Source organism: Microvirga tunisiensis (assembly GCF_009296175.1).
Lineage (GTDB): Bacteria > Pseudomonadota > Alphaproteobacteria > Rhizobiales > Beijerinckiaceae > Microvirga > Microvirga tunisiensis.
The window spans coordinates 1-13338 of sequence record NZ_VOSK01000180.1; the positions used below are offsets into that span (position 1 = coordinate 1).

The 13338-nt window shown below is 62.1% G+C and carries 16 protein-coding genes and 1 tRNA gene; 11 read left to right on the top strand and 6 right to left on the bottom strand.

Going from position 1 to position 13338, the window contains the following annotated elements; translation table 11 throughout:
• Positions 1-325: 325 nt before the first annotated feature.
• From FS320_RS28140 to FS320_RS28150, 3 genes are all read left to right on the top strand, one after another.
• Positions 326-769 carry a GNAT family N-acetyltransferase gene (locus tag FS320_RS28140; protein WP_152715538.1) on the top strand — a complete coding sequence of 148 codons (444 nt, stop codon included), beginning with the start codon at positions 326-328 and terminating at the stop codon, positions 767-769.
• A 204-nt stretch (positions 770-973) separates the two neighbouring features.
• Positions 974-2785 (top strand): single-stranded-DNA-specific exonuclease RecJ, encoded by a 1812-nt coding sequence (recJ, locus tag FS320_RS28145; RefSeq protein WP_162003277.1) that lies wholly within the window; start codon positions 974-976, stop codon positions 2783-2785.
• Positions 2786-2863: 78 nt separating this feature from the next.
• Positions 2864-2938, top strand: a tRNA-Glu gene (locus FS320_RS28150).
• Positions 2939-3043: 105 nt separating this feature from the next.
• Here FS320_RS28150 and FS320_RS28155 read toward each other — a convergent pair.
• Positions 3044-3346, bottom strand: coding sequence for a hypothetical protein (locus FS320_RS28155; RefSeq protein ID WP_152715540.1), 303 nt, complete (start codon positions 3344-3346; stop codon positions 3044-3046).
• Between the two features lie 267 nt (positions 3347-3613).
• Here FS320_RS28155 and FS320_RS28160 point away from each other — a divergent pair, with 267 nt between their 5' ends.
• Positions 3614-3847, top strand: coding sequence for a DUF6894 family protein (locus FS320_RS28160; protein ID WP_152715542.1), 234 nt, complete (start codon positions 3614-3616; stop codon positions 3845-3847).
• Between the two features lie 63 nt (positions 3848-3910).
• Here the strand turns inward: FS320_RS28160 and FS320_RS28165 are convergent, their stop codons facing one another.
• The 3 genes from FS320_RS28165 to FS320_RS28175 all read right to left on the bottom strand — a co-directional run bounded on the left by FS320_RS28165 (position 3911) and on the right by FS320_RS28175 (position 5438).
• Entirely contained in the window at positions 3911-4165 is a 255-nt protein-coding gene (locus FS320_RS28165) for a hypothetical protein (protein WP_152715544.1), read from the bottom strand.
• A 91-nt stretch (positions 4166-4256) separates the two neighbouring features.
• Complete coding sequence (locus tag FS320_RS28170) at positions 4257-4883, bottom strand: 2-dehydro-3-deoxy-6-phosphogalactonate aldolase (RefSeq protein ID WP_162003278.1); 627 nt, start codon at positions 4881-4883, stop codon at positions 4257-4259.
• A 306-nt stretch (positions 4884-5189) separates the two neighbouring features.
• Complete coding sequence (locus FS320_RS28175) at positions 5190-5438, bottom strand: hypothetical protein (RefSeq protein ID WP_152715548.1); 249 nt, start codon at positions 5436-5438, stop codon at positions 5190-5192.
• A gap of 287 nt (positions 5439-5725) precedes the next feature.
• On the opposite strand from FS320_RS28175, the gene FS320_RS28180 reads away from it, so the two are divergent.
• The 3 genes from FS320_RS28180 (at position 5726) to speB (ending at position 8601) form a co-directional block, all read left to right on the top strand.
• A complete protein-coding gene (locus FS320_RS28180) occupies positions 5726-6241 on the top strand; it encodes an Lrp/AsnC family transcriptional regulator (protein WP_152715550.1) in 516 nt (171 codons plus the stop codon).
• Between the two features lie 100 nt (positions 6242-6341).
• Entirely contained in the window at positions 6342-7541 is a 1200-nt protein-coding gene (gene rocD, locus FS320_RS28185) for an ornithine--oxo-acid transaminase (RefSeq protein ID WP_152715552.1), read from the top strand.
• A gap of 19 nt (positions 7542-7560) precedes the next feature.
• Positions 7561-8601: an agmatinase gene (gene speB / locus FS320_RS28190; RefSeq protein ID WP_152715554.1), complete on the top strand. Its 1041-nt coding sequence runs from the start codon at positions 7561-7563 to the stop codon at positions 8599-8601.
• A 184-nt stretch (positions 8602-8785) separates the two neighbouring features.
• Here the strand turns inward: speB and FS320_RS28195 are convergent, their stop codons facing one another.
• Positions 8786-9760 (bottom strand): acetyltransferase domain-containing protein, encoded by a 975-nt coding sequence (locus tag FS320_RS28195; RefSeq protein ID WP_162003279.1) that lies wholly within the window; start codon positions 9758-9760, stop codon positions 8786-8788.
• Positions 9761-9805: 45 nt separating this feature from the next.
• Here FS320_RS28195 and FS320_RS28200 point away from each other — a divergent pair, with 45 nt between their 5' ends.
• The 4 genes from FS320_RS28200 to FS320_RS28215 all read left to right on the top strand — a co-directional run bounded on the left by FS320_RS28200 (position 9806) and on the right by FS320_RS28215 (position 12210).
• A complete protein-coding gene (locus tag FS320_RS28200) occupies positions 9806-10561 on the top strand; it encodes an SIR2 family NAD-dependent protein deacylase (protein ID WP_244627438.1) in 756 nt (251 codons plus the stop codon).
• A 127-nt stretch (positions 10562-10688) separates the two neighbouring features.
• Positions 10689-11309, top strand: coding sequence for a cold-shock protein (locus FS320_RS28205; protein ID WP_152715558.1), 621 nt, complete (start codon positions 10689-10691; stop codon positions 11307-11309).
• A complete protein-coding gene (locus FS320_RS28210; RefSeq protein WP_152715560.1) occupies positions 11309-11776 on the top strand; it encodes a DUF192 domain-containing protein in 468 nt (155 codons plus the stop codon). The genes FS320_RS28205 and FS320_RS28210 overlap by 1 nt, the downstream gene beginning before the upstream one ends.
• 50 nt (positions 11777-11826) lie before the next feature.
• On the top strand, positions 11827-12210 hold the full coding sequence (locus tag FS320_RS28215) for a hypothetical protein (protein WP_152715561.1): 384 nt from the start codon (positions 11827-11829) through the stop codon (positions 12208-12210).
• Positions 12211-12222: 12 nt separating this feature from the next.
• Here FS320_RS28215 and FS320_RS28220 read toward each other — a convergent pair whose 3' ends face one another.
• Entirely contained in the window at positions 12223-13107 is an 885-nt protein-coding gene (locus FS320_RS28220) for a GGDEF domain-containing protein (RefSeq protein WP_162003280.1), read from the bottom strand.
• Between the last annotated feature and the right edge of the window lie 231 nt (positions 13108-13338).

Here is a 13338-nt window from a genome sequence, read left to right on the forward strand (position 1 = left end):
GCATCAACATAGGCGGCAAACCGCGCCTCGCGCGTCTCTGATGGGATAGGAAGGTTCATCACACGCCTCCGCATGATGGATCTCCCGACTATAGCTCGCCTCGTGAGTTTATGACACAGTAGTACTAAGAGACTGGCTGATAACGGATCTGCCGCATGTTTCCCTCCCCCTTGTGGGGAGGGCCAGGGCGGGGGTGCCGGCGCCTGACCTGTATAGGCTATCGCTCACACCCCCACCTCCAACTCCTCCCCACAAGGGGGAGGACGGTTGCCAGCGCTTTATCAGCCTGACACTGAGACCGATGCCTGTAGGAATGGAAAACACAATGCTTCAGATCCGCCCCTTCATCGCGGACGACCGGAAGGCCTGGGAGCCTCTCTGGCAGGGTTATCTGACGTTCTACAAGTCGTCCGTGCCGCCCGAGGTCACGGAGACCACGTGGCGTCGGTTTCTCGATCCCGCGGAGCCCATGTACGGTCTCGCGGCTGTTCTCGACGGCAGGATCGTGGGCATCGTCCATACGATCTATCACCGCTCCACCTGGAGCACGGCCGATTACTGCTACCTGCAGGATCTGTTTACGGCCGAGGAGGCGCGCGGGCGGGGTGTGGCGCGGGCCTTGATCGAGGCGGTGTACGAGAGGGCGAAAGCCCAGGGTGCGAGCCGGGTCTATTGGCTGACGCATGAAACCAACACGACGGCCCAGGCGCTGTACGATAAGGTCGCTGCCCGTAGCGGCTTCATTCAGTATCGCCATCTGTTCGGCTGATGCCCCGGTCATCCCCGGCGGCCGAAGGGCCGGGAATGATACCCTCCTCCCTCATCACCGGCCTTGCGCCGGTGATCCCGACACGAGAGACGCGGCGTTTCACAGGCTCGGGATGGCCGGGACAAGCCCGGCCATGACGAGGGCGAAGTAGCTCACCAACATCCCAGGATGCTTTGACCACAATTCGCGGATAAGACTCCCGCTGTGACCGAATCATCTCCTCTTCTCCTGCCCAAGCCGTTCCTGGGCGTCACCAATTCCGCCCTCGGGCGCACCTGGGTCGAGCGCTGCGATGCCGCCCAGGGGACGATTGCGCTCGCCATCGCCCAGACCCACGGCCTGCCGGATGTGCTGTCCCGGGTGCTCGCGGGGCGAGGCGTGGGCATCCATGACACGGAAGGTTTCCTGAACCCGCGCCTGCGGGATCTCATGCCGGATCCGCATAGGCTCACCGATATGGAGGCTGCGGCCTCCCGGCTGGCCGATGCGGTGATGCGCAATGAGAAGGTGGCGATCTTCGGCGATTACGACGTCGACGGAGCCTGCAGCGCGGCGCTTCTCGCCGAGTATCTTCGCGCCTGCGGATTGGACTATGCCATCCATATTCCCGACCGGATCACGGAGGGTTATGGCCCGAATGTCGATGCCATCCGGGCGCTGAAAGAGCAGGGCGCGGACATTCTCGTCACGGTCGATTGCGGGACCGCGAGCATCGAGCCCTTAGCCGAAGCCAAGCGCCTTGGCCTCGATCCCATCGTTCTCGACCACCACCAGGCGCCCGAGCAGCTCCCGGAGGCGCTCGCCATCGTGAACCCGAACCGGCAGGACGACCTGTCGGGGCTCGGTCATCTCTGCGCGGCCGGCGTGGTGTTCCTGTCCCTCGTCGCTCTCAACCGCACCTTGCGCTCCCGCGGCTTCTTCCAGGGACGAGCCGAGCCGGACCTGATGGGCAGCCTCGATCTCGTCGCCCTGGCGACCGTTGCCGACGTGGTGCCTCTCATCGGCCTCAACCGGGCCTTCGTGCGCCAGGGCCTTGCCATCATGAAGAGCCGCCGCCGGGTGGGGCTGGCGGCGCTTCTCGATACCGCAGGCCTCGCCGGAGCCCCGGAGAGCTGGCATCTCGGCTATCTCGTCGGACCGCGTATCAACGCAGGCGGTCGCATCGGCCATGCGGCTCTGGGATCGCGGCTTCTGCTGACGGAGGATCCCGTGCAGGCCGGGAAGCTGGCAACTGAGCTCGACCGGCTCAACCGGGAGCGTCAGGCCATCGAGGTCATCGCCGTTGCGGAAGCCGAGGCACAGGCGATGATGGCGCTGGAGCGCATGCCGGATCTGCCGGTTCTCGTGACCGCCTCGGCCGAGTGGCACCCCGGCGTGGTCGGCCTGATCTCCGCCCGCACCAAGGAGCGGTTCCGCCGCCCGGCCTTTGCCTTCACCCTCAACCAGAACGGCACGGCGACCGGATCGGGCCGCTCCGTGCCCGGCGTGGATCTCGGCTATGCGGTGCGCGCTGCCGTCGAAGCGGGGCTCGCCATCAAAGGCGGCGGCCACACCATGGCGGCCGGCGTGACGATTCAGGCTGTCGATCTGGAGCGCTTCCTCGCCTTCGTCACCGAAAAGCTCACCGAGCCGGTGAGCACCATGCGCCTCGGGGATAATTTCGCCGTCGACGCGACCCTGACGGCCGCCGGCGCCCAGCCTGCCGTCGTGACGGCTCTGGAGCGGGCAGGGCCGTTCGGTCAGGGCCAGCCGGAACCGGTCTTCGTCTTCCCGCAGCATCGCCTCATCGAGGCGCGTGAGGTCGGCAGCGGTGGGCATATGCGCGTGAAGCTTCGCGGCGGAGACGGCAGTTTTATTGGCGGAATCGCCTTCCGTGCCGCCGGTCAGCCGCTTGGGAATGCGCTGTCGCAGTCCATCGGAAATCCGCTCCATGTGGCCGGGACTCTCTCCATCGATCGCTGGGGCGGGAACGAGAAGGTCGAGGTCCGGATCATGGATGCCGCGAGGCCGGAATAATTCAATTCTGGTGCTTGCGATGCATCACGAACCCATCTATAGGTTCGCCCACTTCGGCGGCACCGCCCCGAATGACCCGCGCCCTTCGTCTATCGGTTAGGACGCCAGCCTTTCACGCTGGAGAGAGGGGTTCGACTCCCCTAGGGCGCGCCACTTCACAATCCTTGAAAATCAGCTTATCCGCCATCAACGGGCACGGCAGCGCTGTCGAAGGTTCGATAGATGCCTGATCGATACGACAAGTCGCGTGACGACCCATTAGATCGGGTTGCCTTTGATCTTGGTCACTATTTCCCAGTTGTCTCCGGCGGCGATCAGGCAGGCTTTGCCGTCCGGCATGGTCATCACCATCGTCCATGACCCGTTCGAGGAGGCGAAGACTTCGATCACCTGTCCGGGCTGCGCGAGGCCCATGCCGACCGGATCTTCCTTGTACTGATCGGCAAGCATCTTCACGAGCTGTTCGCGCGGGCCGCATGAGGATTGCGCGCTGGCTGGTGTGCCCCCAAGCGCGATGATCGCGCCAAGGATCGCGAAGGGAACGAGGGGGGTACGGATCACGACATATCCCTGACAGTTGACCCGCGATTACCCTTGGCGTGCCCATCAACGCGTTCTGCCTGAAAAAGCTCCATCCGCTGAAGTGACCATCTCCGGTTCAGAGCGTTCCGAGGCGTTCCTCAAGCCCTTCGCAATCCGTGGGCAGGCCCTCAATAGGCGTCATCATTTCTGGAAAATCTGTGTATATGAGAAGGGCAGGCGTCGGATTGAACCTGCCGCCTGCAAGGGCGTTCTTACCGCCAAACTCTCTATCGAAGCTGAACTCCCATGCCGCGATACTTCTTCAATATCCGTGACGGCTACGACGTCGATGAAGATGAGGAGGGGATCGAGCTTCCCGACCTCGAGGCGGCCCGTGCCGAAGCGTTGGCCACGGTCGAGGAGCTTCGGGACGAGCTGGCCGATGCGGGCAATATCGAACTGGAAATCACCGATGAGACCGGACGACGGCTTCTCACCGTTCCTTTCTTCCGCAGGGGACAGGGCGGCAGACGCGGTTAGACCCGTTGCAAACGAAAGGCCCAGCGTGAAGCCGGGCCTTGTCTGGTGAGGACACGAGCCTGATCAGCACTCGGTCTTCTTCTTGGTCGTCGTATCGCCGAACTCGTCCGTCTTCTGCTTGGTTTCCGTAGTGCAGCCCACGGAGCCCGTGCTGGTTGTGACCGAGGTGGAAGACGTCGTGCTCGGCTCCGTCTTGCGCTCGATCGTCGTCTGGCTGCCCAGGATGCCTTCTTCCTTCTTGATGGTCGTGGTGGTGTCCTGAGCGAAGGCGGCCGTGCTGAGAAGCGAAGCCGCAAGAATCAGTACCGTTTTCTTCATCGTGAACTCCATGAACAATCTTCCTCCTGAGAACGGCTTTCGCCCAAAGGGGTTCCTGCTCAGGTCGTTCATACGAGCTGCCGGTCGTGGCTCAGGCTGAGCGCAGCTCTTGCCAAGCTGCCGCGAAATCACGGGCATTGCGGCCGATCTCTTCGACCGACATGGCAGGCGTGAAGAGCGCGGAGCCGAGCCCGAAGCCGTTGGCGCCCGCATCCACGTAGGGCTTGATGTTGTCCGGCTTGATGCCGCCGACGGGAAGGACCAGGGCGTCCTTCGGCAGCACGGCCCGCCAGGCTTTCACGACGGCGGGAGGAGTGGCCTCGGCCGGGAAGATCTTGATGGCGTCTGCTCCCGCCTTTAAGGCTGCAAATGCCTCCGTAGGCGTCGCCACGCCAGGGGTGCAAACAAGGCGGTTTTTCTTGGCGCAGCGGATGACGTCGAGATCCGCATGGGGCATGACGATCAGTTTGCCGCCCACATCGTGGACGCCGATGACCTGGTCCGGGTCAAGGACGGTTCCGGCGCCGACAAGCACATTATCCGGCATGGTCTTCGACAAAATCTCGATGCTGCGAAACGGCTCCGGCGAGTTCAGCGGGACCTCGATGATCCGGAAGCCGGCTTCGACCAGGGTGTGGCCTACAGCCTCGGCGTTCTCAGGCTTCAGGCCTCGCAGAATGGCGATCAGAGGAAGGTCGGTCAGATAATCCCGCAGCACAGCAGCACCTCCAATCCCGTCGTGAAACGGGAAGCATCTCATCGAGCCCGTTATCGATAGGCGCTACTAGATCCTTAGCACAGTGATTTTGACGGTTTGACACCGCCAAGCTCGTGCTGCGGACTTCGCATCTGGTACCGAGGCCCCGTCCAATGGGGATCAATCCACTTGCAGATCCCGCACAGCTTCGAAGTGCCGTCACAAGAGACGGCAGGCCAACCGGTCAAAATCACTGTGTCGAGGATCTAGTTGGCAAAGATGGGAGCCGGTTTCAACCTTTTGCGGCCTGGGGATCGAGAAATCGCATCAGGTAGGAAACGGCACTGCGAAGGTGTCCCGGCCATCCGGGCTGTGCTCGATGAACCAATCCTCGAGAGCAACACCCGGATACAGCGCCTCGACACCGGCAAAGAACTGCACAAGTTTCATGGAATCGAAGATGAGAGAATGCGTCAGTGACGTGTCCAACGCGATCGCGGTCTCGCTATTTTCGTTGAGCGACCGGCAAAGCGCGAGGACGTGCTCAGCGACATTCGCTTCCGAGAGAAAACTCACTGTTGCTGCCCCCTTGCCGTTGACGTTGAGTCATATCGGCTGGGATCGTCGTTTCAATAATGAAACGATATAAAAGTTGCGTACAACAACATGAAATTACATTGCAATTTTGTAACAATATCTTTCTATGACTTGCTCTGGTTCTGCAAGCTCTCGGCCAGGCACCGACCGGTCAAGGCTCCGTCTCAGCCCTTATGTGGAATTGCAAGGCTCGTGCCTCGTAGGATAGAGACCTGACAATCTGTCACCGGACCCGTCTCGTTTTTGGGTCCCGACCGGGCTGAACCATGAAGCCGCCTTCGAAGCTGCTGAGCCGCAGCGTCAAACCCTCTCTCGATCGCATCGATCTAATGATCCTCGACGCGCTCCGCGACAACGGGCGCATCACCTACCAGGCTCTGTCCGAGCGGGTCGGCCTTTCGGCGCGTCCCTGTCTCGAACGGGTCAGGCGTCTGGAGCAGAAGGGCGTGATCCGCGGCTACATGGCCGTGATCGAGCCGGCTGCCCTCGGACATGACATCATCGCCCTGGCGGGGATCAGCATGCGCGATCCTTCGACCGGTACGCGGCAGCGGCTCGAGCGTGCTTTGACAGCCAATCCTGCCGTGATCGAGCTGCAAGTTGTAAACGGCGAGTACGACTATATCGCCAGGATCGTGGCATCGACCCTTGCTGCTTACGAGACCCTGACCGAGGCGTATCTCGCCGATCCCGGATTCGGAATCGGCCGTGTTCACACGACCTTCGTCCTAAAGACCCTGAAAGATTTTGAGGGTTATCCGGTGGCCGACAACCGGGATTGAGCCCGCGTGCGTGGCTAAACGACAGATACGGCTGCGGCCAAGCGAGATTTCAGCCCCAACGGGAACGCTATGTTCGTAAGCTTGTCCATGGAGGACTTCCATGGATTTCATTGCTCTCGAACGATCCGTTACTGCCGCCAATTACGATTCCCTGCCTGTCGTCCTGAGGGAGGCGAAGGGCGTCTGGGCCACCGATACGGAAGGTAGGCGCTATCTGGACATGATGAGCGCCTATTCGGCCGTCAGTCTCGGCCATGGTCACCCGCGCATCCTGAAGGCGATGATGGAGCAGGCCTCGAAGCTCGCCGTCACCAGCAGGGCCTATCACACGGAACTTCTCGGGCCCTTCCTGGAGCGCCTCGTCCAGATCACCGGCCTCGACATGGCGTTGCCGATGAACACGGGCGCCGAGGCCGTCGAGACCGCCATCAAGGCAGCCCGGCGCTGGGGTTATGCCAAGAAGAAGATCGCCCAGGACCGGGCGGAAATCATCGTCGCGAACAATAATTTCCACGGCCGCACGACCACGATCGTGGGATTTTCGTCAGATGAGTCCTATCGCGAGGGTTTCGGCCCCTTCTCCGGCGGCTTCAAGCTGGTGCCTTTCGGGGATGCAGGAGCGATCGAGCAGGCGATCACCGGCAACACCTGTGCCGTCCTGATCGAGCCGATCCAGGGCGAGGCGGGCATCGTGGTGCCGCCGGAGGGTTACCTGAGAGACCTGCGTGCCATCTGCGACAGGCACAACGTTCTGCTGATGCTCGACGAGGTCCAATCGGGTCTCGGCCGCACGGGCCGCTGGTTCGCCTATCAGCATGAGGGCATCAAGCCGGATGGCCTGATCCTGGGAAAGGCCTTGGGGGGTGGCGTTTATCCGGTCTCGGCCTTCGTGGGCACACACGAGGTCATGAGCGTCTTCAATCCCGGTTCCCACGGCTCGACCTTCGGGGGCAACGCCCTGGCGGCCAGGATAGGGCTGGAGGCGCTGGCCGTGATCGAAGAGGAGCATCTCGTCGAGCGCAGCGCGGAAATGGGCGGCTACCTTCAGGACCGCTTGCGCGCCATGCGGAGCAACATCGTGAAGGAGGTGCGCGGCCGCGGCCTGTGGGTCGGTGTCGAGGTGGACGCCAACGTGGTCTCCGCACGTACAATCTGCGATGCGCTGCTCCAGAACGGCGTCCTCTCGAAGGACACCCACGGCACGGTGCTGCGCTTTGCGCCGCCTCTCACCATCACCCGCGATGAGATCGACTGGGGGATGGAGCGGATCGAGCGGGTTTTCGCCCGCGCCATTCATTGATGCACAGGGACGAAGATTGATGGCACAGAACCTTAAGAAAAAGACTGAATCTGCAACCCGCGAGCAGCGCCTGGAGACTTATCAGCCCTTGTCCGGAATGGTGGTGCCACGCTTTGCCGGCATCTCGACCTTCATGCGGCTGCCCTATCTCGCGCCGACGCGGGCCCCGGGCGAGATCGACATTGCCATCCTCGGCATTCCCTTCGACGGAGCCACCACCAACCGTCCCGGAACACGCCTTGGGCCGCGCCAGGTGCGTGACGCCTCATCGCTCATGCGTCTGGTCAATTACGGGACGCTGGTGGCGCCCTACGATCTCTGCGCCTGCGCCGATGTGGGCGACGTGCCGGTCAATCCCATCGATGTGCAGGACACGCTCCGCCGCATCGAGGCCGAGGTCACCTATCTCTACCAGGGCGGCGTGACGCCTCTCTCCATCGGGGGCGACCATATCATTTCGTACCCGATTCTGCGCGCGCTCGCCTCGAAGAGCGGTCCCATGGGCATGATCCATGTGGATGCGCACAGCGATACGGGCGACACCTACTTTGGCGGCCAGAAGCTCACGCACGGCACACCGTTCCGCCGGGCCATCGAAGATGGTGTGCTCGATCCGAGGCGCATGGTGCAGATCGGCATTCGGGGGCACATGTATTCCGCCGACGAGCGCGAATGGGCGCTCGACCAGGGCATCCGCATCATCGACATGGAAGAGGTGGCGGAGAAGGGCATTCCCTATGCGATCGCCGAGGCCCGCCGGGTGGTCGGCATGGAGTCGACCTATTTCACCTTCGATATCGATTCCATCGATCCGGCTTTCGCTCCGGGCACCGGAACGCCGGAGATCGGTGGCTTCACGAGTCGTGAGGCGCTGCAGCTCGTTCGCGGCTTCCGGCACCTGAACCTCGTGGGCGCCGACATGGTCGAAGTGTCGCCGCCGCTCGATCAATCCGGAGGCACCGCGCTGGTGGGGGCTTCCATCGCGTTCGAGCTCCTCTGCCTGCTGGCGGAGGCGAGGGTGGAGCGCACCTCGAAGGAGACCCGGCTGAACGTGGTCTAGAGGCGTGCTTGCCATGGCCGATCATCGCTAGAGGTCATCACCGGCCTTGTGCCGGTGATCCCGCTTCGGTGAGGCGTGGCGCTTTTCCAATCGGGATGGCCGGCACAAGGCCGGCCATGACGTGGGAGGGGAAATGCAAGAGAAGGCCCCGCCCTGTTATTCCCCGAAGCACGTGCAGCGCCACTTACGATGGCGGGCTTTGGCGCATGCATTGTTGCGCGGCACGTGAAATGCGCGTGTTGTCCTCGGCAGCGGCTTTGTTGGTGAGGAGCCTTTGCCAGAGATCCCGCTCCGGGACCTGCTGCAGAATGCAGGAGCAGACGGACGGGCACAGCGCCGGGTCGCCGTTCTGCATCAGGCAGATCTGTCGGCAGGCCGCCGATGGGTTCGGGCCCACGATCTGCGCGATGCCGTAGAGGAGTCCGAGCAAGATGATCTGGTGGGTGAGATAGATCGGCAGGCTCTTGCGCCCGGCCCATACCAACAGCTTGAAGAATGGGTTGTCCGCGCGCCAGCGCGCAAGGCTGAGCGTCTCCCGTTGTGCCAACAGCAGCTTCCCGGCGGCCAGGTCGATCAGCACGAGCCCGAACCACGGAAAGATAGGCACGTAATCGTTGGTGACCGGATCGGATGCGCCGAGACCGAGCCAGTCGAGCCAGGGCGCATCGAGGGCCGGGCTCGTGAAGAGCCAGGGGGTGATCAGGCAGAAAATGGCAAAGACGAAAGTGAGAGCGGGGTTCAGTCGCAGGAAAGGCAGAGCCAGAACGCTCGAGACGGCAATGCAGTGAAGGATGCCGAAGAAGATATAGCTTTCGGGAAAGGCAAAGTAGGTCACCAGGGTCACGGCCAGAGCCGCGCCGCCGACCTTCATGAGGCGCTTCACGAACGACATTCGCCGGAAGCCCTGGACATGGGCCAACGCCAGGCCGAAACCTGCAAGAACCAGGAACGAACCAGCGATCCCGCGCGCAAACCAGCGCCAGGCTGGCATCTGGAGGATGTTCGTCCCGATCAGTTGCAGGAAGCTCAGGTCCCAACTGAAATGGTAGACGATCATCGCGGCAATCGCGATGCCGCGGGCGACATCGATGGCATCCCAGCGCTGGGACGCGGCGGTTCGGGCTTGAGAGGAGATGGCGGTCAAGTCTGTCTGTCTCATGAGTAAAGGCATTCCCTCTCAGTCCGTAGGCCTTATGTGAGTGAGATGACCGAGAGCCTCGATGCATCAATCGCCACATTACAAGACATGATTCAAGACGCTCGTATCGTTGCGGGCTTTACCGGGGCTGGGATCTCGACCGAGAGCGGCATCCCCGACTTCCGCTCGCCCGACAGTCCCTGGATGCGCCATAAGCCGATTTCCTTCGATCTTTTCCTGCAAAGTGCGGACGCGCGCCGGGAGGCATGGCGGCGGAAATTCGCCATGGACGACCTCTATCGCGGCGCACGTCCGAGCTTGGGGCACCTCGGCTTCGCGTCCCTTGTCGCGGCGGGTCGAATGCCGGCTGTCATCACCCAGAATATCGATGGGCTGCATCAGGAATCCGGCCTCGATCCGGATCAGGTCATCGAGCTGCATGGCAACGGGACTTATGCCAAATGTTTGGCCTGCGGCGGCCGCCATGAGCTCGACTGGGTGAGGCGGTGTTTCGATGCTGACCGCGAGCCACCCGACTGCCGGATGTGTGGGGGAATCCTCAAGGCAGCGACCATCTCCTTCGGACAGGCTATGCCGGAGGGGCCCATGCGCCGGGCCCAGAAACTGACGGCATCGTGCGACCTGTTTATGGTCGCGGGCTCGTCCCTGGTCGTCTATCCGGCGGCGGCTTTTCCGGCCTTCGCCAAGGAAAACGGGGCGCGGCTCGTGATCGTCAATCGGGAGCCGACACCCCTGGATGGGGCTGCCGATCTGGTGATCCATGCGGAGATCGGCTCGGTCCTCTCAGTATTTGTGTCGTAACTTCAAGAACATGCAGGCTGCCGAAAATTTCATCGCCCTCTGATGCGCGTTTCTGGCTTCCCCTGATTCAGGACGATGTTATCCTCTTATTAAGAATCGGGTTCATGATTCGAGTTTGGGTAATTTCATGACTGGCGATTACGGCTCCAATTCTTTCAGTCTCCGCGAGGAGAATCCCTCTATAGATCAGGGCCACCGTGAGGTCGCTCACCCGACCTCCGAGGAGGCCGCCCTTGAGCTCGTCCAGGTCAGCGGCCGGATCAAGTGGTTCGACGTTGCCAAGGGGTTCGGTTTCATCGTTCCCGACAATGGCATGTCCGATGTTCTGCTTCATGTGACCTGCCTGCGACGGGATGGCTATCAGGCCGCCAACGAAGGTGCTCGCATCGTCGTCGAGGCTGTCCAGCGGCCGCGTGGCCTTCAGGCCTTCCGCATCCTCTCGCTGGACGAATCCACCGCGCTGCATCCCTCCGAGCTGCCGCTGCCCCGGACCCACGTCCACGTGGTGCCGACCAGCGGTCTGGAGCCGGCGATCGTGAAGTGGTTCAACCGCCTGCGCGGCTTCGGCTTCCTGACTCAGGGGGAGGGTAAGCCGGACATCTTCGTCCATATGGAAACCCTCCGCCGCTACGGTATTGCCGAACTGAAGCCGGGCGAGCGCGTCTTCGTCCGCTTCGGCGACGGCTCGAAGGGCCTCATGGCCGCCGAGGTTCGCTTGGCCGACATAGCCCTGCCGCACTCCCACTGATGAGTTTATCCGTGCTGTCGCGTATCCGGCCGGCGTTCTCGGCCCTATGTTTTGTCGTTCTAATCGCCGGCGCGGTCTACGCGCAGGCGTTCGAGACCCTGTCCATCGCCACACAGGCCGGGCAGCGGCAGGCCTTCAGGGTCGAAGTCGCCCGCAACGATGCCGACCGGGCGCAGGGGCTGATGTTCCGCCGATCCATGCCGGCCGATCAGGGCATGCTGTTCGATTTCGGCCGCGTCGAGCCCGTGTCCATGTGGATGCAGAACACCTATCTGCCCCTCGATATGCTGTTCATCCGGGCCGATGGGACGATCGCCCGCATTGCCCCCAATACAGAGCCCCTGTCCACTCGAACCATCCCTTCGGGCGAGCCGGTTCTCTCTGTCCTGGAGCTGAACGCCGGGACGGCGGCCAGGCTAGGGATCAAGCCAGGCGACCGGGTGGAGCACCCGATGTTCAAGCGTTGATGCAGGTCCCGGCCTGAATGCTCGGCAAGTTGGGGTGTCTGGCCACTTCCATGATTGTGGCTGTTCTGCCGGTTCCGGCGATGTCGGAGGTTGGTCCGCACGCTGTGATCAACGTCTCTCAGGACCTACTTCGCGCCTACAAGGCTGAAGATGCTTCAGCTCTCCACGGACTTCTCGCTCCGGCATTGCAAGCAGAATACCCTGTCGAAAGGCTTCGCGTGATCCTGACCCGATGCCGGGCCCTGACTCATGAGATCGACCGTTTCAGCATTCCTTCCTGGGGAGCGCGCCACTACGGGTTCTTCGGCGTCTATGCGGAAATTTCCGTGTTCGAGATGATCCTCGAGATCGACGAAAACGAGAAGATCGTTCATTGGGTGATCACGGACGACGTCACATCGAGCAATCAGCAATGTATCGTCAGCCGCGTCTGACAGCTCCGCCGGTTACACCAGCGTCGAGGTTGCCACCTGGTTCCGTCCGTCGTTCTTCGCCTGGTACAGCAGATCGTCGGCCCGCCTCAAGAGGCTCGACCGATCCTTCTCATCGGGCTCGCGCTCGACAACTCCGAAGCTTGCGGTCACCACGCCAGGATCGAGCCGAGCGATCGACTGACCGGAAAGGCCTTTCTGCATCTTCTCAGCAAGGACGAAGGCCTCGTCGAGCGACGTTCTGGGCAGGATGATGCAGAATTCCTCCCCGCCTGTGCGGGCAAAGAGGTGGGATGACCGCAGTTCGCCTTTCACGAACCGAGTGACGCCGACGAGAACGGCATCGCCCTTGGCATGGCCATAACGGTCATTGATGGCCTTGAAGCGATCCAGATCGAAGAGAATGGCGCAAAGCGGGGTTTGTGTCCTCTGCGCGCGGGCAATCTGCTCCTCCGCATGGCTGACGAGCCAGCGCCGGTTCCCGATCTCGGTCAGTGGGTCGGTCTCTGCCGCTCGTGCCAGATTGTTCAGCGTCAGATCCAGTTCCTCGAGGGTCTCTTGAACCTGATCGAGCATATAGCCCGCTTCATCGGTGAGCCCGCGGGGCAGGGCGGGCAAATGCTTGTTTTGGCGATAGTCTCCGAGAGCCTGGGACACGACGCGGACAGGGGCCAGCATCCCGTGGACGAGAAGGAAAGTGATCGCTGTGCCGGCAAGCGTTGCCAGCAGCAGCACGAGGAGGTCTGCCCAGTTCTCCTGGCCGAAGGCCGGATTCTTGACCAACGCCCAAATTACAAACGTGATGAGAGGAATGTGGGTGCCGAAAAAGCAGATCAGCAGAACACGACCTGCATAGCTGCGGGGGCGCTTCAGCTTGTTGAAGAGGCGGTAGATTCTCATGGGCTGCCCGTCCTGCTCACGGCTGCTGGACGCCATGAATGCGCCCTAGTGTTCTGTCACTGACGAGTGATTCCGAAATCCGATCCGACGTGCGATCCTGCTCTGATGGGCAAGATCGAACGCATTGAGGTTCCCGCCGCTGATCGAGATCGCTTGGAGAGCTTGGTCGGTGACCGCAACACATCCCAGAAGGTCGTCTGGCGGGCTCGGATTGTTCTGCTGGCTGGTGAG